The organism is Pseudomonas sp. UBT, assembly GCF_050915955.1.
Classification (GTDB): domain Bacteria; phylum Pseudomonadota; class Gammaproteobacteria; order Pseudomonadales; family Pseudomonadaceae; genus Aquipseudomonas; species Aquipseudomonas antarctica_A.
On sequence record NZ_CP168079.1, the window covers coordinates 1,020,559 to 1,044,067 of the forward strand.

21 protein-coding genes are annotated in these 23,509 nt (G+C 62.5%); 15 read left to right on the forward strand and 6 right to left on the reverse strand.

Annotated features, from left to right (window positions below; translation table 11 throughout):
* The first annotated feature begins 73 nt into the window (after positions 1–73).
* The 3 genes from ACDZ94_RS04750 to trxA all read left to right on the forward strand — a co-directional run bounded on the left by ACDZ94_RS04750 (position 74) and on the right by trxA (position 2,182).
* Entirely contained in the window at positions 74–529 is a 456-nt protein-coding gene (locus ACDZ94_RS04750; protein WP_432751151.1) for a YbaY family lipoprotein, read from the forward strand.
* Positions 526–1,182, forward strand: coding sequence for a class I SAM-dependent methyltransferase (locus ACDZ94_RS04755; RefSeq protein ID WP_432751152.1), 657 nt, complete (start codon positions 526–528; stop codon positions 1,180–1,182). The genes ACDZ94_RS04750 and ACDZ94_RS04755 overlap by 4 nt, the downstream gene beginning before the upstream one ends.
* A gap of 127 nt (positions 1,183–1,309) precedes the next feature.
* A complete protein-coding gene (trxA, locus tag ACDZ94_RS04760) occupies positions 1,310–2,182 on the forward strand; it encodes a thioredoxin (RefSeq protein WP_432751153.1) in 873 nt (290 codons plus the stop codon).
* Here the strand turns inward: trxA and ACDZ94_RS04765 are convergent.
* Positions 2,179–2,520 (reverse strand): hypothetical protein, encoded by a 342-nt coding sequence (locus tag ACDZ94_RS04765; protein WP_432751154.1) that lies wholly within the window; start codon positions 2,518–2,520, stop codon positions 2,179–2,181. The two genes, trxA and ACDZ94_RS04765, sit on opposite strands and share 4 nt — an antisense overlap.
* Before the next feature lie 131 nt (positions 2,521–2,651).
* On the opposite strand from ACDZ94_RS04765, the gene ACDZ94_RS04770 reads away from it, so the two are divergent.
* The 5 genes from ACDZ94_RS04770 (at position 2,652) to ACDZ94_RS04790 (ending at position 6,695) form a co-directional block, all read left to right on the forward strand.
* Positions 2,652–3,263: a DUF2796 domain-containing protein gene (locus tag ACDZ94_RS04770; RefSeq protein ID WP_432751155.1), complete on the forward strand. Its 612-nt coding sequence runs from the start codon at positions 2,652–2,654 to the stop codon at positions 3,261–3,263.
* Between the two features lie 89 nt (positions 3,264–3,352).
* A complete protein-coding gene (locus ACDZ94_RS04775) occupies positions 3,353–4,063 on the forward strand; it encodes an ABC transporter ATP-binding protein (RefSeq protein WP_064454337.1) in 711 nt (236 codons plus the stop codon).
* A 1-nt stretch (position 4,064) separates the two neighbouring features.
* A complete protein-coding gene (locus tag ACDZ94_RS04780) occupies positions 4,065–5,330 on the forward strand; it encodes an ABC transporter permease (protein WP_407017666.1) in 1,266 nt (421 codons plus the stop codon).
* 11 nt (positions 5,331–5,341) lie between these two features.
* Positions 5,342–5,863 (forward strand): DUF3299 domain-containing protein, encoded by a 522-nt coding sequence (locus tag ACDZ94_RS04785; RefSeq protein WP_262666365.1) that lies wholly within the window; start codon positions 5,342–5,344, stop codon positions 5,861–5,863.
* Positions 5,864–5,996: 133 nt separating this feature from the next.
* The gene (locus ACDZ94_RS04790; RefSeq protein WP_064454340.1) at positions 5,997–6,695 is read left to right on the forward strand and encodes an OmpW/AlkL family protein; all 699 of its coding nucleotides are present in this window, start codon (positions 5,997–5,999) and stop codon (positions 6,693–6,695) included.
* 166 nt (positions 6,696–6,861) lie between these two features.
* Here the strand turns inward: ACDZ94_RS04790 and ACDZ94_RS04795 are convergent, their stop codons facing one another.
* Positions 6,862–7,746 (reverse strand): sugar nucleotide-binding protein, encoded by an 885-nt coding sequence (locus tag ACDZ94_RS04795; RefSeq protein ID WP_064455017.1) that lies wholly within the window; start codon positions 7,744–7,746, stop codon positions 6,862–6,864.
* A gap of 166 nt (positions 7,747–7,912) precedes the next feature.
* Between ACDZ94_RS04795 and ACDZ94_RS04800 the strand changes: the two genes are divergently transcribed.
* On the forward strand, positions 7,913–12,160 hold the full coding sequence (locus tag ACDZ94_RS04800) for a DEAD/DEAH box helicase (protein WP_432751156.1): 4,248 nt from the start codon (positions 7,913–7,915) through the stop codon (positions 12,158–12,160).
* A gap of 130 nt (positions 12,161–12,290) precedes the next feature.
* Here the strand turns inward: ACDZ94_RS04800 and ACDZ94_RS04805 are convergent, their stop codons facing one another.
* Positions 12,291–14,411, reverse strand: a complete 2,121-nt coding sequence (locus tag ACDZ94_RS04805; RefSeq protein ID WP_221295739.1) for a mechanosensitive ion channel family protein — start codon at positions 14,409–14,411, stop codon at positions 12,291–12,293.
* Between the two features lie 176 nt (positions 14,412–14,587).
* Between ACDZ94_RS04805 and ACDZ94_RS04810 the strand changes: the two genes are divergently transcribed.
* The 4 genes from ACDZ94_RS04810 to ACDZ94_RS04825 all read left to right on the forward strand — a co-directional run bounded on the left by ACDZ94_RS04810 (position 14,588) and on the right by ACDZ94_RS04825 (position 18,883).
* Entirely contained in the window at positions 14,588–15,790 is a 1,203-nt protein-coding gene (locus ACDZ94_RS04810; RefSeq protein WP_432751157.1) for an MFS transporter, read from the forward strand.
* Positions 15,791–15,898: 108 nt separating this feature from the next.
* Positions 15,899–16,678, forward strand: coding sequence for an endonuclease/exonuclease/phosphatase family protein (locus tag ACDZ94_RS04815; protein ID WP_432751158.1), 780 nt, complete (start codon positions 15,899–15,901; stop codon positions 16,676–16,678).
* A complete protein-coding gene (clsB, locus tag ACDZ94_RS04820; protein ID WP_262666367.1) occupies positions 16,675–17,937 on the forward strand; it encodes a cardiolipin synthase ClsB in 1,263 nt (420 codons plus the stop codon). Before ACDZ94_RS04815 ends, clsB begins: the two co-directional genes overlap by 4 nt.
* On the forward strand, positions 17,927–18,883 hold the full coding sequence (locus ACDZ94_RS04825) for a lysylphosphatidylglycerol synthase domain-containing protein (RefSeq protein ID WP_407017671.1): 957 nt from the start codon (positions 17,927–17,929) through the stop codon (positions 18,881–18,883). Before clsB ends, ACDZ94_RS04825 begins: the two co-directional genes overlap by 11 nt.
* A gap of 123 nt (positions 18,884–19,006) precedes the next feature.
* Here ACDZ94_RS04825 and ACDZ94_RS04830 read toward each other — a convergent pair whose 3' ends face one another.
* Positions 19,007–19,762, reverse strand: coding sequence for an alpha/beta hydrolase family protein (locus ACDZ94_RS04830; RefSeq protein ID WP_064454347.1), 756 nt, complete (start codon positions 19,760–19,762; stop codon positions 19,007–19,009).
* Complete coding sequence (locus ACDZ94_RS04835) at positions 19,752–20,861, reverse strand: DUF3182 family protein (protein WP_432751159.1); 1,110 nt, start codon at positions 20,859–20,861, stop codon at positions 19,752–19,754. The genes ACDZ94_RS04830 and ACDZ94_RS04835 overlap by 11 nt, the downstream gene beginning before the upstream one ends.
* 237 nt (positions 20,862–21,098) lie before the next feature.
* Between ACDZ94_RS04835 and ACDZ94_RS04840 the strand changes: the two genes are divergently transcribed.
* Positions 21,099–21,662: a cysteine hydrolase family protein gene (locus ACDZ94_RS04840; RefSeq protein ID WP_064454349.1), complete on the forward strand. Its 564-nt coding sequence runs from the start codon at positions 21,099–21,101 to the stop codon at positions 21,660–21,662.
* 21 nt (positions 21,663–21,683) lie between these two features.
* Here ACDZ94_RS04840 and tam read toward each other — a convergent pair whose 3' ends face one another.
* Positions 21,684–22,445 carry a trans-aconitate 2-methyltransferase gene (gene tam, locus ACDZ94_RS04845; protein WP_407017674.1) on the reverse strand — a complete coding sequence of 254 codons (762 nt, stop codon included), beginning with the start codon at positions 22,443–22,445 and terminating at the stop codon, positions 21,684–21,686.
* Between the two features lie 101 nt (positions 22,446–22,546).
* Here tam and ACDZ94_RS04850 point away from each other — a divergent pair, with 101 nt between their 5' ends.
* On the forward strand, positions 22,547–23,455 hold the full coding sequence (locus ACDZ94_RS04850) for a LysR family transcriptional regulator (RefSeq protein ID WP_432751160.1): 909 nt from the start codon (positions 22,547–22,549) through the stop codon (positions 23,453–23,455).
* The last annotated feature ends 54 nt before the right edge of the window (positions 23,456–23,509 follow it).

Below are 23,509 nucleotides of genomic sequence, written 5' to 3' on the forward strand. Positions count from 1 at the left end.
TTTACGGTATATAGGCTGACTATTATGTTTCATATTTTTTAAGCCACGGATTTTGCCCTTTCTGGAGCCGTACATGCAGTTACGACCACTTGTTTTACTCACCCTGTTCAGTTTCCTGGTCGCCTGCAGCAGCGAAGCCCCGAAACCGTCGGTACCGCAACCGACGCCTGCCCAAGAGAAAAAAGTCCCCGGCATTGACGACTTGGGCCCGCTGCCGGCTTATCAGCGTGAAATCAACGGCACCCTCAACGGCGTGCCGGCCAACGCCGAAGTCGAACTGGCGCTGCTGGTGATCGACGAGCGCAACCGCCCGCAACAACTGCTCGCCAGCAGTGTGCTGACCGGCAACGGCAAGCCCGTGGCTTTCCGCCTGCGCTTCAGCCCAGACGCCTTTCCGGCCGGTGCGCGGGTTGAATTGCGCGGTCGTGCCAGCCAGTCCGGCCAGTTGATCCTGCACCTGCCCGCCGTGCGCATCACCCAAGCCATCACCCAGACCACCGGCCCCCTGCAACTCGTCAAGGCACCATGACGCCACCGCTGGGCCTGCAACGGGCGCTGAGCGAACTGATCGGCGACGCGCAATTGGTGCCCTGCCCGCTGCCGGGCACCGAACTCTCGTTGTGGCTGCTCGACGCGGACAATATGGACCGCGCCTTCAGCCCCGAAGAAACCCGGCGCATCCTGCATGAACCGCCCTACTGGAGTTTTTGCTGGGCCAGCGGCCTGGCACTGGCGCGCTACCTGGCGGCCAACCCTGAGTGGGTCGCCGGCAAGCGTGTGTTGGATTTTGGCGCCGGTTCCGGCGTGGCCGGGATCGCCGCCGTCAAGGCGGGTGCGCTGGAAGTGGTCGCGTGTGATTTAGACCCGCTGGCGCTGGCCGCTTGCCGAGCGAACGCCGAACTCAACAAAGTGGAACTGAGTTATTCAGCAGACTTTTTCGCCGAAGCCGACCGCTTCGACCTGATCCTGGTCGCCGACGTGCTCTACGACCGCGCCAACCTGCCGCTGCTCGACCAGTTCCTCACCCGTGGCCGCGAGGCACTGGTGGCAGATTCGCGGGTACGCGACTTTCAACACCAGGCATATCAACGCCTGGAAATCCTTGATGCGCTGACCCTGCCCGATCTGGCCGAGCCTTGGGAGTTTCGCAAGGTGAGCCTGTACCATTCGCGGCGCTCTTGAGACCATCGCGGGCAAGCCCGCTCCCACAAGGGAATGCGGTCAAGTGTGGGAGCGGGCTTGCCCGCGATAGCGATCTGGACTCCATCACCTTATAGTTGCCCCATTCCCGCTTTATTCGAGACGCACCATGAGTGAGCCCACGCCGTACATCTTCGACGTCACCACCGCTAACTTCGACCAGGCCGTGATTCAGAACTCCTTCGAAAAACCCGTACTCGTGGATTTCTGGGCCGAGTGGTGCGCGCCGTGCAAGGCGTTGATGCCCATGCTGGCGAAAATTGCCGAGAGTTATCAGGGCGAGCTGCTGCTGGCCAAGGTCGATTGCGAGGCCGAGCAGGATATAGTCGCGCGTTTTGGCATTCAAAGCCTGCCCACCGTGGTGCTGTTCAAGGACGGCCAGCCAGTGGACGGGTTTGCCGGGGCGCAGCCGGAGTCGGCGGTAAGGGCGATGCTGGAGCCGCATGTGCAGATGCCACCGCCGGCGGCCGCTGACCCACTGGAACAGGCCCAGGCGCTGTTTGCCGAAGGCCGTATCAGCGACGCCGAAGCGGTACTGGTCGCGCTGCTGGGCGAAGACAACACCAACGCTGCCGCGCTGATCCTGTATGCACGCTGCCTGGCCGAACGCGGTGAGTTGGGCGAAGCCCAGACCGTGCTCGACGCCGTGAAAAGCGACGACCACAAAGCCGCCCTCGCCGGGGCCAAGGCGCAAATAACCTTCCTGCGCCAGGCGGCCGATTTGCCAGACGCCGCCGACTTGAAAAGCCGCCTGGCGCAAAACCCGCAGGACGATGAAGCGGCCTATCAGTTGGCCATTCAGCAACTCGCTCGCCAGCAATACGACGCAGCGCTGGAAGGCCTGCTTAAGCTGTTTATCCGCAATCGCAGCTACAGCGAAGGCTTGCCGCACAAGACCTTGCTGCAAGTATTCGAATTGCTCGGCAATGACCACCCGCTGGTCACCGTGTACCGCCGCAAGTTGTTCGCCGCGCTGTATTAATCGCCGATCCAGCTGTACAGCGGCGTATCCCCGCCGCTGGCTACTTTCACGCTGGCACTGTGGCGCAGGCGCACCAACAGGCGTTTGCCTGACGCCGCATCACCCGACAAGCCTTCCAATTGGTCGAGTAACTCCAGCCCATTGAGTTGCCCGGCCTGGCGCAACAGGTCCTGGGCACTCTGCCACAGATCATCGCTGTGTTTAACCGGTGCATCTGCCGGCGCGCTGGGTACCGGGGTCGCCTGCAACTGTGCGCCCAGCCGTGCCCAATCGTCGTCGTCGAGCTCCACGGTCAAGTCCACCGGCAAGTCGCCGACGGTTCCACGAATTCGTAACATCGTCCTTACTCCCCGCACTTTTCCGACCCGCATGCTCCCACGCGACTTGCGCAACGCCAAGCGGGCGTTCAAACTCCCGGATTATCGTTATAAGATTACATAACAAAACTTTCATGTTCTGGAGCCTTCTCATGCGCCGTCTGCTGCTCGCTTTGCCGTTTGCCCTGTTGCCACTCGCCATTGCTCACGCGGCTGACGAGCACGACCATGATCACGAGCACGGCAGCCTCGGGGCCCACGAGCACGGTGTCGGTCGCCTCAATACGGTACTCGACGGCCAGGCGCTTGAACTGGAATTTGACAGCCCAGCCATGAACCTCGTGGGTTTTGAACACCAGGCCACCTCCCCAGCCGATAAAGCCAAGGTCGCCGCTACCCGCAAACAGCTGGAAAGCCCATTGGTCCTGTTCAATCTGCCAAAAGCCGCCGGTTGCATGATCAGCACCCTGGAACTCAACAGCCCGTTGTTCGGTGACAAACCTGAAGCCGATCATGACGACGACGATGATGACCACGCCACCGACGGCAAAGGCGCAGCCGCCCACGAGCATCATCATGATCACAGCGAAATCCACGCCCACTACCAGTTCACCTGCGCCACGCCGACTGCCCTGAGCAATCTCGACCTGAGCCAAGTGTTCAAGACCTTCCCCGCCACCCAGAAGATCAACGTGCAGTTGATCGGCCCAAGCGGCCAGCAAGGTGTGGAAGCAACGGCACAGGCAGCTACGCTGAAGTTCTGATCTGAAAACCCAATCACTGTGGGAGCTGGCAAGCCGGCTCCTACAGTGGATCGGCGCCACTTCCTACCACCAGGCGACCCTGATTTCCCATGACCCAAGCGTTAATCGAACTGTCTGACCTGGGCTTCAACTGGCCCGGCCACCCACAGTTGCTGGACATCCCCACGTTCCGCCTGGAAGCGGGGGAAACTCTGTTTCTCAAGGGCCCGAGCGGCAGTGGCAAAACCACCCTGCTCGGCCTGCTGGGCGGCGTGCAGAAACCCAGCCAGGGCAGCATCCGCCTGCTCGGCCAGGAATTGACCGAGCTGTCGGCGGGCGCACGCGACCGCTTCCGCGTCGACCACACCGGCTACATTTTCCAGCAGTTCAACCTGCTGCCGTTCCTGTCGGTGCGCGAGAACGTCGAGTTGCCTTGCCACTTTTCCAAGCTGCGCGCGCAACGGGCGATTCAGCGCCACGGCAGCGTCGATCAGGCCGCAGCCACGTTGCTCGCGCATCTGGGTTTGAACGACAAAAGCCTGCTGGAGCGCCGCGCCGACTCGCTGTCCATCGGCCAGCAACAACGGGTGGCCGCTGCCCGTGCGTTGATCGGCCAACCGGAACTGGTGATTGCCGACGAGCCCACCTCGGCCCTGGACTATGACGCTCGCGAAGCATTCATCCGGCTGCTGTTCGCCGAATGCCGCGACGCGGGCGCCAGCCTGTTGTTTGTCAGCCATGACCAGAGCCTGGCGCCGTTGTTCGATCGCAACCTGTCGCTGGCCGAACTCAATCGCGCCGCCACGCCCGCAGAGGTTTGAGATGTATTTGTTTCGTCTAGCCATGGCCAGCCTGGCTAACCGCCGCTTTACCGCGATCCTCACCGCTTTCGCCATCGCCCTGTCGGTGTGCCTGTTGCTGGCGGTGGAGCGCGTGCGCGTTGAGGCGCGCAACAGCTTCGCCAGCACCATCAGCGGCACCGACCTGATCGTCGGCGCCCGCTCCGGCTCGGTCAACCTGCTGCTGTACTCGGTGTTCCGCATCGGCAACGCCACCAACAACATCCGTTGGGACAGCTACGAGCACTTCGCCGCCAACCCGCAAGTGAAATGGGCGATCCCGATTTCCCTTGGCGACTCGCACCGTGGCTACCGGGTGATGGGCACCAACGAATCCTACTTCGAGCACTACCAGTACGGCCGCAAACAGAACCTCGAACTGGCCAGCGGCCGCGCCTTCGCCACCGACCCGTTCGAAGTGGTGCTGGGTGCTGAAGTTGCCGACGCCCTGCATTACAAGCTCGGTGACAAGCTGGTGCTGGCCCACGGCGTGGCAGTGGTCAGCCTGGTCAAACACGATGACAAACCGTTCACCGTGGTCGGCATTCTCAAGCGCACCGGCACGCCGGTAGACCGCACGCTGCACATCAGCCTCGGCGGTATGGAAGCGATTCATATCGACTGGCACAACGGCGTGCCGGCCCAGGGCAAAGGCCGCATCAGCGCCGATCAGGCGCGCAATATGGACCTGACCCCGCAGGCGATCACCGCGTTCATGCTCGGCTTGAACAACAAGATTTCCACCTTTGCCCTGCAACGCGAGATCAACGAATTTCGCGGTGAGCCGATGCTGGCGATCCTGCCCGGCGTGGCGCTGCAAGAGTTGTGGAGCATGATGGGCACCGCCGAAAAAGCGCTGTTCGTGATCTCGCTGTTCGTGGTGCTGACCGGCCTGATCGGCATGCTCACGGCGATCCTCACCAGCCTCAACGAGCGCCGCCGCGAGATGGCGATCCTGCGCTCGGTCGGCGCACGCCCCTGGCACATCGCAACACTGCTGATCTTCGAAGCCTTCGCGCTGGCACTGTCCGGCGTGGTTGCAGGCACAGGCCTGCTGTACGTGTGCATCGCCGCATCGCGCGGGTATTTGCAGGCCAACTACGGCCTGGACCTGCCGATGTCATGGCCCAGCGAATATGAATGGACGTTGCTCGCCGGTATCCTGGCGGCAGCGCTGTTGATGGGCAGCGTGCCCGCGTGGCGCGCCTATCGACAATCCCTGGCCGATGGCCTGTCCATACGTTTATGAGGAAGGCTTCGATGCGCCGTGCCCTGTTTGCCCTGTTGCTGCTGGTGGCACTGCCCGCGTGGGCGGCCGACCAGCCCAAGGACCTGTCCTGGCAGGAGATGATCCCGCCGGACGCGCCGCCGGAAATTCCCAACATGAAGCCGCTGCACGACCTGTCGAACATGGCCGACGCATTGTCGGTCGAGGCGGCGCCTGCGGCCAAGCAGGACCTGCCCAACGCGCCGGTGGTGCAGAGCCTCGACGGCCAGCACATTCGCTTGCCGGGTTATATCGTGCCGCTGGAAGTCAGCGAAGAAGGCCGCACCACCGAGTTCTTGCTGGTGCCGTATTTCGGCGCGTGCATCCACGTACCGCCGCCGCCGTCGAACCAGATCGTGCATGTGAAAAGCGAAGTCGGGGTGAAGCTTGACGAGCTGTACCAGCCGTATTGGATCGAGGGCTCGATGCAGGTCAAACCGTCATCCAGTGAGTTGGCGGATGCCGGCTACCAAATGGATGCCGAGAAGATTTACGTCTACGAGCTGCAGGAATGAGCCGTGCTCAAGAACAGCACAGATCCCACGGTTTTTGAGCCGTGGTTACCTTTTCATTGAGCTGAGTCAAAGGATCGAATGGAACGATCTTTACCATTGGACGTACAACTTTTAACGTCCTTTTGGAGCTCCCATGAACAAGTCCCTGCTCGGCGCGTCCCTCTTCGCGCTCGCCCTCGCCGCCCCTGCCGTCCACGCTCACGAAGCGGGCGATATTCTGATTCGCGCCGGTGCAATCACCGTTAACCCGAAAGCAGACAGCAGCAGCGTGAAGGTTGACCAGGGCCCATTGGCGGGCACCAACCTGGGCGGCAAGGCGACCATGAGCAGCGACACTCAACTGGGCTTGAACTTCGCCTACATGTTCACCAGCCACTGGGGTATCGAACTGCTGGCAGCCACACCGTTCGAGCATGACGTGAAGCTCAAGAACACCGCGCTCGGCGCCGCCAACGGCAAGCTCGGCACCCTGAAACACCTGCCGCCGACCCTGAGCGTCGTGTACTACCCGCTGGACAGCAAGTCGGCATTCCAACCGTACGTGGGCGCCGGCATCAACTACACCTGGATCTACGACGAGCACGTCAGCAGTGACGCCCAGCAAGCCGGTTTCAGCAACTTCAAGGCGGAAAACTCCTGGGGCTGGGCCGCGCAGATCGGCGCCGACTACATGATCAATGACAAGTGGATGATCAACGCCCAGGCGCGATACATCGACATCAGCACCAAGGCCACCGTGGACAACAACGCGCTGGGCCAAGGCACGCGTGCCAAGGTCAATGTGGACGTTGACCCAATGGTTTACATGGTGGGTATCGGCTACAAGTTCTAATCCCGGTTTAACTAACGCTGCATAACCCCTGTGGGAGCGGGCTTGTGTGGGAGTCGGGCTTGCCCGCGATGCAGACGCCTCGGTCTATCAGTTGCACCGAGGCGATGCTATCGCAGGCAAGCCAGCTCCCACACAAGCCCGCTCCCACATTTGGTTTTGTGCGGTGTCAGCTACGCCGGTAGAACCGGTCCAGCAATGCCGGCAACCCGGCCCGCCACGCCCGTGGCTTGATGCCAAAGGTGTGGAGGATTTTCTTGCAGGCCAGCACCGCGTGTTGCGGTTCATCGGCCGCATCCGGCCGTGCCGCGTGGGCCTGGGCGGTAGGGGATTCGATCGCCAGCGGATGGTAGTTGCGCGCTTCGGTGAGAATCGCCTGGCCCAGCGCCAACGGCGTGGTCGCCTCATGGCCGGCGTAGTGATACGTGCCCCACAGCGGCGCCGCGCAATCGAGTTGCTTGAGCACTGAGATGATCACCCGTGCGGCATCATCCACCGGCGTCGGGTTGCCGCGTCGGTCGTCGGCCATCAGCAATTCATCCGGTTTCTCGGCACGGGCCAGGAAGCGCCCCAGGGTGCCGTCGACGCTGTCATCCAGCAGCCAGCCAAAACGCAGCATCACGTGTTGCGGGCAGGTGGCGCGCACGCTTTGCTCAATGCGCCACAACGCCTGGCCGCGCAGGCCCAAGGGCACCGGCTCGTCCTTTTCGCTGTAGGCGGTGGCACGCGAGCCATCGAACACGCGGTAGCTGGACGGTTGCAGCAAGGTGATGTTGTGGTGCTGGCACAGTTCAGCCAGGCGCTCGATCGCGAACTCCTGGGCAGCCAAGCGGGTTTCGCTGACCGCTTCGGCCTGGAACCAGTCGAAATAGTAGGCGAGGTTAATCAACGCATCGGGACGGGTGTCGTCGAGCAATTGGGTGAGGCTCGCGGCATCCCAGCCGTCTTGGGGCGGTTTGGGTGCGAGGAAACCGATGTCTTCCTCTGCACCGAGGCGAATCAGCGCCTGCCCGAGGGCATTCCCGCCGCCCAGTAACATAAGGCGCATTCGCATAGAGTGTGCAGGCCCAGTCTGTTTGGAACGATGGTTATTGTCGGCGGCCTTGTGAGCCATACCGTGGGTGTTTGCCAGAATCGTTGCATTTTGCGGGTTTGTAGCGCAACCGTCACTTATAAAGTGCGGGGTTGCAAGTTGCACCGGCCGGCCGCATAAATTGTGAATGAGCCTTCCCGAATCAACGGACACGGTCTTGGACGGTTTCCACCCCGCCGTCAGCGCCTGGTTCCGCAGCACGTTCCCCTCGGTGACCCGCGCCCAGGCCCAGGCCTGGCCGCTGATCCGTCAGCGCCGCTCGACACTGATCGCCGCGCCCACCGGCTCCGGTAAAACCCTGACGGCGTTCCTGGCTGTGCTGGATGACCTGGTCCATCAAGGCCTGGCCAACGGCGGGCAACTGCCGGATGAGACGTTGGTGGTGTATGTATCGCCGCTCAAGGCGCTCTCAAACGACATCCAGATCAACCTGCAAAACCCGCTAACCGGTATCACCGAGCAGTTGCAGGCCATGGGCTTGCCGCCGCTTGCGATCCGCACCGCCGTGCGCACCGGCGACACCCCGCAAAAAGACCGCGCGCTGATGCGCAAACGGCCGCCGCATATCCTGGTCACCACCCCGGAATCGCTCTATGTGCTGCTCGGCTCGGACTCCGGCCGGCAGATGCTGGCCAGCACACGCACGGTAATCATCGACGAAATCCACGCCATCGCCGCCGGCAAACGCGGCAGCCACCTGGCCCTGAGCCTGGAACGCCTGCAAGGCTTGTGCGCCGAGCCGCTGACCCGTGTAGGCCTGTCGGCCACGCAAAAGCCTATCGAGGCGGTGTCGCGCTTTTTGGTCGGCACTGGCCGTGAATGCGCCGTCGTCGATATCGGCCACGCCCGCCCCCGCGACCTGGATATTGAAGTGCCGCCGGTGCCGCTGTCGGCGGTGATGGCCAATGACGTGTGGGAATTGGTCTACGACCGCCTCGCCGCGTTGGCCCGCGAACACCGCACCACGCTGGTCTTCGTCAACACCCGGCGCCTGGCCGAACGCCTGGCCCGGCACTTGAGCGAGCGCCTGGGCAAGACCTCCGTCGCCGCCCACCATGGCAGCCTGGCCAAAGAAATGCGCCTGGACGCCGAGCAACGGCTCAAGGCCGGCGAGCTGCAAGTGCTGATCGCCACGGCGTCGCTGGAACTGGGGATTGATATTGGCGACGTCGACCTCGTCTGCCAGATCGGCTCGCCCGGCTCGATCAACGGTTTTTTGCAACGCGTCGGCCGCTCCGGCCACCAGGTCGGCGGCACGCCCAAGGGGCGCCTGTTCGCCACCACCCGCGATGACCTGATCGAATGCGCCGCCCTGCTCGACTGCGTGCGCCGGGGCGAGCTGGATACCTTGCACATCCCGGTCGCGCCGTTGGACGTACTCGCCCAACAGATCATCGCCGAAGTCAGCGCCCGTGAATGGACGGAGCAGGCGCTACTGGCGCTGATCCAGCGCGCCGCGCCTTACGCCACACTCGACCCGCGCCACTACCAGGCGCTGTTGCAGATGCTCGCCGACGGCTATAACGGCCGCCAGGGCATCCGCAGCGCCTACCTGCACCGCGACGCCGTGACCCACACCCTGCGCGGCCGCCGTGGTGCCAGGCTGACCGCCGTGACCAGCGGCGGCACCATCCCGGACAACGCTGACTACAGCGTGTTGCTTGAACCTCAGAGCCTGAATATCGGCAGCGTCAACGAAGACTTCGCGGTGGAAAGCATCGCCGGGGATATCTTCCAGCTCGGCAATACGTCCTACCGGATCTTGCGGGTCGAGGCCGGCAAAGTACGCGTCGAGGATGCCCATGGCCAGCCGCCGACCATCCCGTTCTGGCTCGGCGAAGCACCGGGGCGCAGCAATGAATTGTCGGCGGCCGTGGCGCGTTTTCAGGGGCAGTTGGACGCGCTGCTCAGCGCCACACCCGGCAACCTGCAACCCGCCCACGACTGGCTCACTGGCAGCCTCGACCTGAACCGCGCCAGCGCCGAACAAATCCTCGATTACCTGGCACGCGCGCGCCTGGCCCTTGGTGCCCTGCCGTCCCAGGACACGTTGATCATGGAGCGTTTTTTCGACGCCTCCGGCGGCACCCAATTGATCATCCATACGCCGTTCGGCAGCCGCCTCAACCGCGCCTGGGGCCTGGCCCTGCGCAAGCGTTTTTGCCGCACCTTCAATTTCGAATTGCAGGCGGCGGCCAGTGAGAATGCGATCGTGCTGTCGCTGTCCACCAGCCACAGTTTCGAGCTGGATGAGGTGTGGCGCTATCTGAACAGCAACAGCGCCGAGCACATCCTGATCCAGGCGGTGCTGGATGCGCCGCTGTTCGGCGTGCGCTGGCGCTGGAATGCCAGTGTGGCCCTGGCATTGCCGCGTTATACCGGCGGGCGCAAGGTCGCGCCGCAGATCCAGCGCATGAAGAGCGAAGACCTGATTGCCAGTGTGTTTCCCGACCAGATCGCCTGCCTGGAAAACCTCGCCGGCGAGCGTGAGATACCCGAACACCCTCTGGTGGAACAAACCCTCGACGACTGCCTGCACGAAGCCATGGACAGCGAAGGTTGGCTGATCCTGTTGCGGCGCATGGAGCGTGGCGAAGTGCGCCTGATCAGCCGCGACCTACCGGCGCCCTCACCCATGGCCGCCGAAATTCTCAGCGCGCGCCCCTACACCTTTCTCGACGACGCACCGCTGGAAGAACGCCGTACCCAGGCGGTGCTCAACCGGCGCTGGAGCGACCCGCAAAGCACCGACGACCTCGGCGCGCTGGATGCCGAGGCCATCGCCGGCGTGCGCGAGGAGGCGTGGCCGGCACCCAATGGCCTGGACGAAATGCATGAGGCGTTGATGAGCCTGGCGTGCATCGCCATTGATGAGATCACGCCGCAGTGGGCCGAGTGGCTGCACGCCCTGGCCAAGGGCGGGCGCGCCTATCAACTGAATAATGGCCTCTGGGTAGCCGTGGAGCGCTTGAGTTGTGTGCAGGCGATTTATCCCAACAACTTGCCGTTGCTGCCGGGCTTCGATGAACCCTGGACCGTTGAGGAGGCGCTGGCGGAAGTGCTGCGTGCACGCCTTGGCGGGTTTGGCCCGCTGAGCCTGATCGAGATTGCAGCGCCGCTGGCCCTGCCGGTGGCAGACGTCACGCAGGCACTGGCGCGCCTGGAACAGGAAGGCTACGTGCTGCGCGGCCGCTTCAGCCCGGGCGCCCGTGATGAGCAATGGTGTGAGCGGCATCTGCTCGCACGTATTCATCGCTACACGGTCAAGCGCCTGCGCCGGGAAATCGAGCCGGTGGCGTTGCAGGACTTCATGCGCTTTTTGTTCGATTGGCAGCACCTGTCCGACGGCACGCGCGGCCACGGCAGCGCGATGCTGTCGCAGATTGTCGGCCAGTTCGAAGGCTACGCCGCCGCCACGTCGGCCTGGGACAGTGACTTGCTCAGCGCACGACTCAAGGATTACACCTCGACCTGGCTCGACGAGTTGTGCCGCAGCGGCAAGCTGGTGTGGACGCGCTTGAGCAACAAGGCCAGCGCGATTGCGCTGCGCAGTACGCCCGTGGTGCTGCTGCCCCGCAGCCAAGTGCCGCTGTGGAGCGGGCTGACCGAACTCACCGACAGCACCACGCTGTCGCCCAAGGCGCAGAAAGTCCACTTGGCCCTGCGCGAACACGGCGCGCTGTTTTTCGATGAGCTGGTGCACGAGGCCCATCTGCTGCGCAGCGAACTGGAGATCGCACTACAAGAACTGGTGGGCGCGGGGCTGGTGAATGCCGACAGCTTCGCCGGCCTGCGCGCCCTGACCACCCCCGCCAGCAAGCGCCTGGCGCGCAGCAGTCGGCGCGGGCGCGGGGCGTTTGTCGGCGGCATGGACGACGCCGGGCGCTGGGCCTTGGTGCGCCGCTCGCCCAGCGCCGCCGGGCCGCACTCGACTGAGACGTTGGAGCACGTGGCGATGACCTTGCTGCGCCGCTATGGCGTGGTGTTCTGGCGGCTGCTGGAGCGCGAGGCGGATTGGCTGCCGAGCTGGCGCGAACTACTGCGCACCTTCCATCGGCTGGAGGCACGCGGCGAGATTCGTGGCGGGCGGTTTGTCAGCGGGTTGGCGGGCGAGCAGTTTGCGCTGCCGGAAGCGATCCCGTTGCTGCGCGAAGTACGGCGCAGGCCGCATGACGGCAGTTTGATTGCCGTGTGCGGGGCTGATCCGCTGAACCTGGTGGGCACGCTGCTGCCAGGGAGCAAGGTGCCGGCGGTGAGCGGCAATCGGATTGTGTACCGTGACGGAGTGCCGGCGGCGGTGATGGTGGGCGGCAAGCAGCAGATTCTGCTGGAGCAGGATCTGCGGGCGATTCAGGAGAAGTTGATCAGGCATTGAAGTGGGTTGGCTTTGAGGACCTCTTCGCGAGCAAGCCCGCTCCCACATTTTGACCGTATTCCAACCCTGTACTCGGTCGAGTGTGGGAGCCGGGCTTGCCCGCGATGAGGCCCGACCAGCCGTCCCAGAGCTACTGGGTACGCGGCTGCTCCGTCAACACCAGCGACGCCGGCACCTCTTCATCCGGTTCATCCACCCGCGCCGTGCGCTTGGGCAACAGCACCTGCTGTGGATAAGTTTGCGCGAAGTGCACCTCGTCGCAGTTATCCACACGCTTTTTCAGGCGCTGGTTAAACGCGCGACTCACGGCATATTGCCCGCCCGACACGGTTCGGAATTGCGCCGTGAGCACCACGCCATTGAGGTCCATCTTGTCCACGCCAAAGACTTCCAGCGGCCCTTGCAGGTTGTACTTGAGGAACACGTCATCGCTAATCGATTGCCCGGTCTCGCGGATCAGTTCCACGGCTTTGTCCACATCGGTGTCATAGGTGAACTGCACCGAGAAGAACGCATAGGCAAATTGCCGCGACTGGTTGGTGACGGCCTTGATCTGCCCGAAGGGCACCGAATGCACGAACCCCTTGCCATCGCGCAGGCGCAGGGTGCGGATGGTCAGGCCTTCGACGGTGCCGGCGTGGCCGGAGTCGAGCACCACCCAGTCGCCGATGGACAACGTATCTTCGATGATGATGAACAGGCCGGTGATGACGTCCTGCACCAGTTGCTGGGAGCCGAAGCCGATGGCCAGGCCGACCACGCCGGCACCGGCCAGCAGCGGCGCAACGTTGATGCCGAGGTTGGCCATCGTGGTGATCGCGCAAATCACCACCAGCACAATTTTTACTGCGTTACGCAGCAGCGGCAGGATGGTTTTGACCCGTGTGCTCGGCTGGCGGCTGGAGCGTTTGTTCACCGGTGGCTTGAGCGCTTCCTGGATGGCGGTGTCGAGTACCACCCAGAACAACCAGGTCATCAGCAGGATCAGGCCGATACTGCTGAGCGAATCGCTGATCGCCCGGCCGACTGCGTTGCGCTGGGCAAATTCGAACAGCGACACGCCCCAGATGCGCCCAAGGAGTTCGATAAAGGCGATGGCCATCGCAATACGCAGGATCGCGTGTAACAGGCTGAGAAAGCGCTCCTTGTAGGCACTGCTGCGCTGGATCGCCACCTGGCTGCGGGACTTGAACAGGTGCTGTAAAACCGTACTGAGGAACACCGTGCCGATCAGCAGAATCGTGGTGAACAGCGCGCAACGCAGGGCCTTTTGGTTGTCGTCGCCGGCGCCGATCAGGTTGATTGCCGAGACCAGCACCATCAACAGAATCGGCCAGTACCACAGCCCGGAAAACACCCGCAGCGATTGCTGCAACGCCGGGTGTTTGAGGCGCTGGGCCAACGGCCGGTTGCGGATCAAATGCGCGACCGGGCGACGCAGACGCACCACCAGCACGCCGAAAATCACCGTTGCAAACAGGCCGGTAAAGACCGCGATACTGCTGGTGACATTGCCGCCGAGCTGGCGGGCGATTTGCGGGCTGATCAACGCGTCGCTGAGGGCGGCGAGAAAGCCGATCAGGAACAGGGGTTTGGGACAGTAGTCGCGAATGATCTGCACCGCCGGCCGCTTGTGGCCGAGGTTGAACATGACGATGACGCACAACAGCATCGAGGTGGAAAAGATGCCGCTGCTGGTGGCGTAGGCGAAACACAGCGCCAGCGCGCGCCCCACTGACGTGGGTAAGAAGTGACTGACGTAGAGGGTCAGCGGCAGGCAGATCAGCGCCGGGATCGTATACGGCAGCACATACCCAAGCACCGCTTGCAGACGCGCGCGCCGCTCGACGAAACGCCGCCGACTCAAGCGCAGCACGATGAAGCGCCCCAGCAGCGTCAACACCGCAAAGGCCCCCACCCACACGCCGGACAGCAACAGGAAATCCCCTGCCACGCTCCACGGCGAACGTTCGGCGGTCTGGTCGACCAGGCGCCCCACTTCATCCGCCGCACGGTCGGCGCGCAAGCGCCAGGCGTCAATGAGGTTCTGATTGAGGTCGAGTTTGTCCTGCACGTCGTCAATGCTGGTGCTGATGGCCCCCAGCAGGCCGCCTTCCACCAACAGCTCGGGCTTGGCCGGGGCTGCGGCGGTGGCCGGTGCGGCGGCAGGCGCCGGTGTTGCGGCTTGCAACGCGCCATTGCCCAGGAACAGCAGCGCGCCAAACAGTAATGCAGCTTTTAGATTCAGCAAAACACCGGGCTCCATCTGCAGGGTCTGTAAGGAACTGACGGGTTTGAGCCTTGATCGTTCCCCCCGTTCGGCACCTTTGCGCCCAGGGCAAATATCAAATGCCGATCGCTGTCTTTTTCCGCCTCAGCCAAACCCAGACACTGCGCTCCTGATTTACACCCACCGGAGTTGCAGCCATGCCTATTGCGTTGCTCGCGCTGACCCTCAGCGCTTTTGCCATCGGGACGACCGAGTTCGTCATCGTTGGCCTGTTACCCACAATCGGCGCCGACCTCGGCGTTGACCTGCCGTCCGCCGGCCTGTTGGTCAGCCTCTATGCCCTGGGCGTGGCCATCGGCGCGCCGGTGCTCACCGCCCTCACCGGCAAGGTGCCACGTAAGTTACTGCTGCTGTCGTTGATGGTGCTGTTCACCCTCGGCAACCTGCTGGCCTGGCAGGCACCCAGCTATGAATCGCTGGTAGTGGCGCGGATCGTCACCGGCCTGGCACACGGGGTGTTTTTCTCGATTGGCTCGACCATCGCCACCAGCCTGGTGCCGAAGGAAAAAGCCGCCAGTGCGATCGCGATCATGTTTACCGGCTTGACCGTCGCGCTGGTCACCGGCGTGCCACTGGGCACGTTTATCGGCCAGCACTTCGGCTGGCGTGAAACCTTCCTCGCCGTCTCGGCGCTGGGTGTGATCGCGTTTATCGGCAGCCTGATCTACGTGCCAAACACCATCGCCCACAGCAAACCCGCGTCCCTGCTGCAACAACTGCAAGTGCTCAAGCAGCCGCGCTTACTGCTGGTGTACGCCATGACCGCCATCGGCTACGGCGGTTCGTTTATCGCGTTTACCTTCTTTGCCCCCATCCTCCAGGACATCGCAGGCTTCAGCGCCGGCACTGTGAGCCTGGTATTGCTGGTGTATGGCATCTCGGTGGCTGCCGGGAATATCTGGGGCGGCAAACTGGCGGATAAACGCGGCCCCATCAGCGCGTTGAAAATCATCTTTGCGCTGCTCGCGGCGGTGTTGCTCATCCTGACCCTGACCGCCAGCAACCCATGGCTGGCGCTGGCCACCGTATTGGTGTGGGGCGCGGTTGCATTCGGCAATGTGCCGGGCCTGCAGGTGTACGTGGTGCGCCAGGCCGAACATCACACGCCGCAGGCGGTGGATGTGGCCTCGGGCTTGAACATCGCCGCGTTTAACCTGGGAATCGCCGGGGGCGCGTGGGCCGGAGGCCTGATTGTGGCGCATATGGGGTTGATCCATACCGCATGGATCGGCGGCCTGGTGGTGTTGGTCGCCCTGGCGCTGACCGCCTGGAGCGGTCGCCTTGACCGACGGGGACCGGTGTCTGCCGAGCCCTCGACCCGCGTAATAACCGGCCACTGATCCGCCGTGTCTCGAGCGTGCCGTCCGTAGGAAGGTGGAAACTTTCATCGAAACATCGCAGTCAGCCTTAAACGGGGGCCAGGCCCCCACTCTTTCACAGGAGCAATCATGGTTGCGATTCCCGACTGGGTGCCCATTACCCCCAGCGTCGCCATCACGCGCTTCACGGTGCTGACGGTCAATATCCACAAGGGCTTCACCGCATTGAATCGACGCTTCATCCTGCCCGAGCTGCGTGAAGCCGTGCGCAGCGTGGGCGCCGATATCGTGTTCCTGCAGGAAATCCACGGCACTCACGAACGCCATCCTCAGCACTACAGTGACTGGCCGAACATGCCGCAGTACGAATTCCTCGCCGACAGCATCTGGCCGCAATTCGCCTACGGTCGCAACGCGATCTACCCGCATGGCGACCATGGCAATGCGCTGCTGTCGAAATTCCAGATCATCCGCTACGACAACCTCGACATTTCGCAAAGCGGCCACGAAAACCGTGGCCTGCTGCATTGTGTGCTGCGCTTGCCCGGCACCGGCCAGGAAGTGCATGCGATCTGCATGCACCTGGGCCTGCGCGAGGTGCATCGCCAGCAACAGTTGCGCCTGCTGGAACAGCGCATCCGCGAGATCCCCGCCGATACGCCGCTGGTCGTGGCCGGTGATTTCAACGACTGGCGCCAGAAGGTTGACCTGAGCCAGAGCGGCCTCAAGGAAGTGTTCGTCGAAGCCCACGGCAAGCCCGCCCGAACCTTCCCGGCACGCCTGCCGTTGCTGCCGCTGGATCGCATCTATGTGCGTAATGTGAACATCCATAACCCCAAGGTGCTGACGACCCGGCCGTGGTCCCATCTGTCAGACCATGTGCCGTTGTCAGTGGAGATCGAGTTATGAACGTCGCGGTAGAACACATCGCCACCGACCAGCCGCCGGATGAAGCGAAAGCGCGTGATCTCGATTACGGCTGGCAGAGCGACAACCGGGTCGAGCTGCTGGAGAACGGCGAGGCGTACTTTCCGACAGTCTTCGACGCCATGCGCAAGGCGCAACGGGAGATTCTGCTGGAGACCTTTATTCTGTTTGAAGACAAGGTCGGCCATGAGTTGCAAGGCATTCTGATAGAGGCCGCGCAACGTGGCGTGAAGGTGGTGGCCAGCCTCGATGGTTTTGGCTGCGGCGAACTGAGCCCGGCATTTCTCGGCGAGCTGGCTGAGGCGGGTGTGGAGGTGCAGATGTTCGACCCGGCGCCGAAGAGGTTGGGGCTTCGCACCAACTGGTTTCGCCGCCTGCATCGCAAGATTGTGGTGGTGGACGCCACCGTGGCGTTTATCGGCGGGATCAACTTTTCTGCCGACCACCTCGGGGATTTTGGCCCCGAGGCCAAGCAGGATTATGCGCTGCAATTGACCGGCCCGGCGGTGGCCGACCTGCACCATTTCGCCCTTGCACAAAGTGGTCGCCAGGTGCGCACGCGGCGAGGCTGGCGCCGGCGCCAGCAACGGCCCGCACTGTGGACAACCGCTAACGACGACGGCCTGGTGCGCCTGATCTACCGCGACAACGTGCAGCACCGCGACGACATCGAAGAGGCGTATATCCACGCGCTGAGCAAGGCCCGACAACGTGTGGTGATCGCCAACGCCTACTTCTTTCCCGGCTACCGGCTGCTGCGCGAAATTCGCAACGCCGCGCGCCGTGGTGTGCAGGTGCAACTGATCATGCAGGGCCAGCCTGATGTGCTGCTGGCCAAGCTGGCGGCGCGCATGCTCTACGACTATCTGCTCAAGGATGGCGTGGTGATTCACGAGTATTGCCAACGGCCGCTGCATGGCAAAGTCGCGCTGGTGGATGACCATTGGAGCACCGTGGGCTCAAGCAACCTGGACCCGTTGAGCCTGTCACTGAACCTGGAAGCCAACGTGCTGATTCGCGACCGCGCCTTCAACCAGCAGCTGTATGAACGCTTGGAAATACTCGCCAAAGACCATTGCCGGACCATGCCGGAAAACCGCAAGCCACGGCTGTGGCTGTGGCGATTGACCGTAGGTTTCCTGGTATTTCATGTGATGCGCCATTTCCCTGTACTGACGGGCTGGCTACCGGCGCATAAACCCCGCTTGAAACCCTTCCAGAGTCAGGCCCGTGAACGCTGACACCGGCAGCTCGCGATTCAAACGCTGGAAGAAGCCGCTGACCATCGCTTTCTTCCTGCTGCTGATCGTGCTGTTCACCCTGCTGGCGCGGCGCATCGACTGGAGCGAAGTGATGCAGACGCTGGGCGACTTCAAGCTGCACACGTTGTTGATGGCCGGTGGGCTGACCTTGTGCAGTTTCCTCGTCTACGCCAGCTTCGACCTGATCGGTCGCACCTACATTCGCCAGCCATTGCGCTGGAAGCAGATCTTGCCGGTGGGGATCATCAGCTATGCGTTCAACCTCAACCTGAGCGCGTGGGTCGGCGGGATCGCCATGCGTTATCGGCTGTACTCACGGCTCGGGGTGAGCACCGGTAATATCGCGAAGATTCTTGGGCTGAGCCTGGCGACCAATTGGTTTGGCTACATGGCATTGGCCGGCGTGGTGTTCAGCAGCGGCTGGGTGACGATGCCGCCGGGCTGGAAAGTCAGCACCAGCGCTTTGCAGGGCATTGGTGTGTTGCTGGTGCTGGCCAGTCTCGGGTATCTGGCAGCCTGCCGGTTTTCGAAAAAACGTGCGTGGTCGATCAAAGGCATCGAGATCAATTTGCCCTCGCTGCGCATGGCGTGTTTGCAGTTGGCATTGGGCGCGTTGAATTGGTCATTGATGGCGGCGGTGATCTTTACCTTGTTGCCGGCCAAGTTGGATTATCCGCTGGTGTTGGGGGTACTGCTGATCAGCGCGATTGCCGGTGTCATCACCCATATCCCGGCCGGGCTTGGAGTGCTGGAGGCCGTGTTTATCGCGCTGATGCAGCATGAAGCGTCGCGCGGCAGTTTGCTTGCGGGGTTGATTGCCTACCGGGCGATCTACTTTATTTTGCCGCTGCTGATTGCGCTGGTGATGTACCTCGCGGTCGAAGCCAAAGCCAAAGCGTTGCGGGTGAAGAAAGCACCTGTTTGAAGGTGTTGAAGGCGCCCCAAAGCGCCTAATGCCAGTCAGTTAAGCGAACGAAATGCTCAAAGCAGCGAAGATCCAATGTGGGAGCGACGCTTAACTGACTGGCATTACCCCAAAGCGCCGCCGTTATTGGGATTGGATGATGCTCAACCGCTCGCCCACGACCATCTCGGTAATCCAGTCGACCAGGATCGAGGTGTAGGCCTGCTGCGACACCGGATCGCTGAGTGAATGGTCTGCGCCGTCGATGATACGGTGGGTCAAGGAGTGGGTCTGCTGGCAGGCCGCGCGATAGCTCATGATGGTGGCGTGAGGCACATGGTCATCGGTTTGCGATTCGACAATCAGCACATCGCCGGTGAATTGCGCACAGGCATGCAGGGCGCGGTTGGTTTCGGCCTGCACCCGTGTGCTGCGGTAGTCCATCAGGTCGGCTTTATCCAATTCGCGCTTAGGCTTGAGCCATTCCTGGTCACGGTAAAGCGCCGGCACCCGCAGCGCCAGCCAACGCACCGGGCGCAGTGAGGTGAGAATCGCCGCTAGGTAGCCACCATAACTGGTGCCCACCACCGCCACAGCCGAGGTGTCGATGGCCGGGTGTGACAGCAACCGGTCGTACGCAGCCAACAGGTCGCGCAGGTTGTCTTCGCGAGTGACGCGGGACAACGGAATACCGGTGCCCGCATGGCCGCGCAGGTCGAACGTCAGACACACACACCCCAAACCGGCGATGCCTTTGGCCCGCGCAAGATCGCGCTCCTGGCTGCCGCCCCAGCCGTGCACAAACAGCACGCCTGGCACCTTCGATTTTGGGGTCAGGAATGTGCCGCTCATCTGTTCGTCGTCGATATCGATCGCAATGCTTTCGCTTCTAGCCGTCATAAGATTTAACCGTCACATACTTGAGAAGAAAGTCGCTGTTTTCGGCCGGGCCGCGGTACACCTCAATGGCATCCGCTGGCAACGCTTGGTCCACGTAGGTTTCCACCGATGAAACACGAATCGCCCGCAGGCCGGGGTTATTGATGAAGCTTTGCAGCGCCGCGACCTCCGCGCTGCTGGCCCCGCCCATGCGCCAGGATTGTTCAAGCACGCCGCTGCAGCGTTGGCCTTCACTGTCCAGGCCTTGGGCGATGTCGTAGTTGCGTCGCGACGCGTAGAAACCAGGGTAGGCCTCGTCGGCGGCGCTGTCGAAAACCCGGGCCTGTTCGATGGCCTCGCGCACGCCGTCGGGCAGGTCGAGCTTTAGCAAGTCGTCGTAAGCACCGGGAACCACCAGTAAGTCGGAGCCGCCGTAGACGTCTTCGCCCTGCCCGTCCTGAGTGAGGTATTGCTCGCCGCAGTAGCTGAACACGTGATCGCCGATAAAACTTTGGCCCACGCTATGAGTGACCACGTCGTGCAGGTCTTGCTCCAGCACCTCGCCCTCACGGAACAGTTGCGCCGATTCGGGCCGCGCCAGCAGGGCCTCGAATGCGTCGAGACTGTGGATAACTTCCTGGCCGCGCCCGGCGCAGGCATGCACGGGCTTCAGGCGGATCGGCCCACTGCTGAGCAAGCGCCTGGCAGCGGGCAGCGCATCGGGCAGCGCAAAAACGCTGAAGCCATCAAGCACGACGTTGCGCACGCGCTCGCCAAACAATGGCGACCAACCCTCGGGCGCCGTGGCATCCGGGCTTAACAGGCCATGAGTAATGGCTTTGGTGCAGATGAAATCGTGATCGACATAGCCGCCCCACAGGTCTTGCGACCCTTTAACGTTGAGCTGGAGCGCTTGGGCCGAGCCGATCAGGGTTTGCGTGGGCAACAGATACAGGTCACGGCCGCCATGGAGGTGTGGGTCATAGCTGCCGCCGAATTTAAGGCCGAGTATCTGCGCCAGCCAACGCGCCAGGGCGCGGTTGGTGTCGACTTCATGCTGCGGCGCACCTGCTCTCGTGGAGTGAGCGACCACCGTTTTTTTCCGTTGAGTCGGGGTCATGCGTCCTCCTTGGCCATCCTGCCATGTGTGTGCAGAGAGGGTTGCAGGGATCAAGCCAAGGCAAGGCAGAACAGGATGGTTGTTAAATCAATCAGTTACTGAAAAAGTAATGGCAGTAGGCCTGCCTGATTCTGCACGACGTCGCGCTAAACATGCGGCGTTCTGCACGACTCAGCCGCTCCTCTTTCCCGGCGCCAGCTAAGATACTGGGCCTGTCCACCCATCACGAGAACCCTTATGGCCAAGCAAGCGCTCATCCTCATCGACATACAAAACGACTACTTCCCCCAGGGCAAGTGGCCGCTCGACGGCGTAGAAGCCGCGGCGGACAAGGCTGCGCAGGTGCTGCAGGCGTTTCGTCAGGCGGGGAATGCAGTGATTCATGTACGCCATGAGTTCACCTCCGAGGACGCACCTTTCTTCACGCCGGGTTCCGAAGGCGCGCACCTGCATGCCAAGGTGCTGAATGAGGGCAACGAGCCAGTGGTGCTTAAACACTTCGTGAATGCGTTCCGCGGGACCGATCTACAGGCCGTGCTGGAACAACGCGCCATCACCGAAGTAGTGGTGGTCGGGAGCATGAGCCATATGTGCATCGACGGCGTAGTGCGCGCAGCAGCGGACCTGGGCTACAAAGTCACGTTGATTCACGACGCGTGCGCTACGCGGGATCAGGAATTCAACGGGCAGGTGATTCCGGCAGCGCAAGTGCACGGGGCTTTTATGGCGTCGCTGGGCTTTGCCTACGCGAGCGTGCTCTCGACGGATGAGTATCTGGAGAGCCAAGCGGCGGCTGTGTGACCACCGCTTGTTTGCCGGGTTTCAGCGAGTCGCGATGATGAACAGGCGCGGGAATGGCAGTAACACGGTGCCATCGGCCAGGGCTGGGTAGGCCTGGGTAATCCGCGCCTGGTAGTCCTGCAGGAACGCGGTTTTTTCGCTCTCGGCCAATGGCGCAAGAAAAGGCCGTAATGCCGAAGCCTTGAACCACTCCACCACGGCCGCGTGATCCACCAGCGGGTGCTGGTAAGTGGTGCGCCACACGTCGACAGTGCTGCAATGTTTGCTCAGCAGCTCGTAGTAGTAGCTCGCGGTGTGCCGCTCATTGTGTTTAACCGCGCCGATCTTTGCAGACCATGTCCCCTCGGCCGCCACTTCTCGAGCAAGTCGGTGGGCGGGCTCGTCGAGGTTATCCGGGGTCTGCACGGCCAGCGTGCCGCCAAGCGTCAGTTGGTTGACTAGGTGCGGATAGAGCGTGGCGTGGTTCGGCAGCCATTGCAGGGAAGCGTTGGCCAGAATCACGTCGAATGTCTGCCCCGGGTTCCAGGCGCCGATATCTGCCAATTCGAAGTTCAGTGCCGGCAGCCGTTTGCGGGCATCAACCAGCATATCGTCGGAACTGTCCATGCCGGTGACGTGTGCCTTTGGAAAGCGCTCGGCCAATACTTCGGTGGAATTGCCAGGGCCGCAGCCCAGGTCGACGGCGGTGCGCACGTCGGCAGTAGGAATAGCCGCGACCAGGTCACGGACCGGACGGGTACGTTGTTGTTCAAACATCGTGTACTGCTTGGCTGACCAGGTCATCGCGGCATTCCTTCTTTTTGAGGTTGGCGACAGCCTAAATCTTGTGAGCCATGAGAACAAATGCCAGGATTGGCGACTTCCCATACCTTGAAAGTATCCCTATGTTGGAACTTCGCCAGCTTAAAGCCTTCGTGGCGATTGCCGAGGAAGGCTATATCACCCGCGCCGCGGAACGTCTGGGGATGCAACAACCCCCGCTGACGCGCATGCTGCAAAGCCTGGAAGCCGAACTCGGCGTTGTATTGATGGAGCGTTTGCCCAGAGGTGTGCGCCCTACCACGGCCGGATTGGCGTTGCTGGATGAAGCGCGAGCACTCCTGGCGCGTGCCGACGGTGTAGCCGATGTGGTTCGTCGCGCCGCTCGGGGTGAACGGGGTCGGCTGGCTATTGGGTTTACCAGCTCGGCGGCATTGCACCCGTTTGTCCCCAGTGTATTGCGGCTGTTTCGCGAAACCTTTGTCGGCGTCTCGGTGGTGCTGGAAGAAGCGGGCACCGGTGAGCTGTTGGACGCGCTGGTACATGAAAAGCTCGATGCTGCGTTCATCCGCTCACCGCTCAGTGGCACCCAGTCGCTGCAGGACGAACCGATTCTGGTGGAACCCATGTTGCTGGCGCTGCCGACTGATCATCCGCTGGCACTCGACGCTCAATCCCCCCTGCCCTTGGCCGCCCTGGCGACCGAAGCGTTTGTGCTTTACCGCCGCCGCGTAGGGCTGGGTTTGTATGACGCGATTCTGGTGGCCTGCCGTGAAGCCGGGTTCAGCCCGCAGGTGGTCCAGGAGGCACCGCGCATGACCGCGACGCTGAGCCTGGTGGCGGCGGGCCTTGGCGTGTCCATCGTACCGGCGTCGATGCAACGGTTGCGCGGCGACGGCATTGTTTATCGCGAGCTCACGGAGTGCCAGAGCCTGGTAGCGCCGTTGCATTTGGCGACGCGTATCGGTGACGGCTCGGCGGTTTTGCAGCGGTTCAAGGAGATGGTGGTGACAGCGGCTGCGAGGGAGACTTGATCATGGGCAATAAAAAACCCCCGAGGCTTGGCCATCGGGGGTTTTGCGCGTTCC

Coding starts and splice junctions, on each gene's coding strand:
- tam (WP_407017674.1), bottom strand. CDS start 22,445: ATGACCTGGTCAGCCAAGCAGTACACGATGTTTGAACAACAACGTACC.
- ACDZ94_RS04765 (WP_432751154.1), bottom strand. CDS start 2,520: ATGTTACGAATTCGTGGAACCGTCGGCGACTTGCCGGTGGACTTGACC.
- ACDZ94_RS04750 (WP_432751151.1), top strand. CDS start 74: ATGCAGTTACGACCACTTGTTTTACTCACCCTGTTCAGTTTCCTGGTC.
- ACDZ94_RS04810 (WP_432751157.1), top strand. CDS start 14,588: ATGCCTATTGCGTTGCTCGCGCTGACCCTCAGCGCTTTTGCCATCGGG.
- ACDZ94_RS04840 (WP_064454349.1), top strand. CDS start 21,099: ATGGCCAAGCAAGCGCTCATCCTCATCGACATACAAAACGACTACTTC.
- ACDZ94_RS04850 (WP_432751160.1), top strand. CDS start 22,547: ATGTTGGAACTTCGCCAGCTTAAAGCCTTCGTGGCGATTGCCGAGGAA.
- ACDZ94_RS04775 (WP_064454337.1), top strand. CDS start 3,353: ATGACCCAAGCGTTAATCGAACTGTCTGACCTGGGCTTCAACTGGCCC.
- ACDZ94_RS04830 (WP_064454347.1), bottom strand. CDS start 19,762: ATGACGGCTAGAAGCGAAAGCATTGCGATCGATATCGACGACGAACAG.
- ACDZ94_RS04815 (WP_432751158.1), top strand. CDS start 15,899: ATGGTTGCGATTCCCGACTGGGTGCCCATTACCCCCAGCGTCGCCATC.
- ACDZ94_RS04790 (WP_064454340.1), top strand. CDS start 5,997: ATGAACAAGTCCCTGCTCGGCGCGTCCCTCTTCGCGCTCGCCCTCGCC.
- clsB (WP_262666367.1), top strand. CDS start 16,675: ATGAACGTCGCGGTAGAACACATCGCCACCGACCAGCCGCCGGATGAA.
- ACDZ94_RS04795 (WP_064455017.1), bottom strand. CDS start 7,746: ATGCGAATGCGCCTTATGTTACTGGGCGGCGGGAATGCCCTCGGGCAG.
- ACDZ94_RS04835 (WP_432751159.1), bottom strand. CDS start 20,861: ATGACCCCGACTCAACGGAAAAAAACGGTGGTCGCTCACTCCACGAGA.
- ACDZ94_RS04770 (WP_432751155.1), top strand. CDS start 2,652: ATGCGCCGTCTGCTGCTCGCTTTGCCGTTTGCCCTGTTGCCACTCGCC.
- ACDZ94_RS04780 (WP_407017666.1), top strand. CDS start 4,065: ATGTATTTGTTTCGTCTAGCCATGGCCAGCCTGGCTAACCGCCGCTTT.
- ACDZ94_RS04800 (WP_432751156.1), top strand. CDS start 7,913: ATGAGCCTTCCCGAATCAACGGACACGGTCTTGGACGGTTTCCACCCC.
- trxA (WP_432751153.1), top strand. CDS start 1,310: ATGAGTGAGCCCACGCCGTACATCTTCGACGTCACCACCGCTAACTTC.
- ACDZ94_RS04785 (WP_262666365.1), top strand. CDS start 5,342: ATGCGCCGTGCCCTGTTTGCCCTGTTGCTGCTGGTGGCACTGCCCGCG.
- ACDZ94_RS04755 (WP_432751152.1), top strand. CDS start 526: ATGACGCCACCGCTGGGCCTGCAACGGGCGCTGAGCGAACTGATCGGC.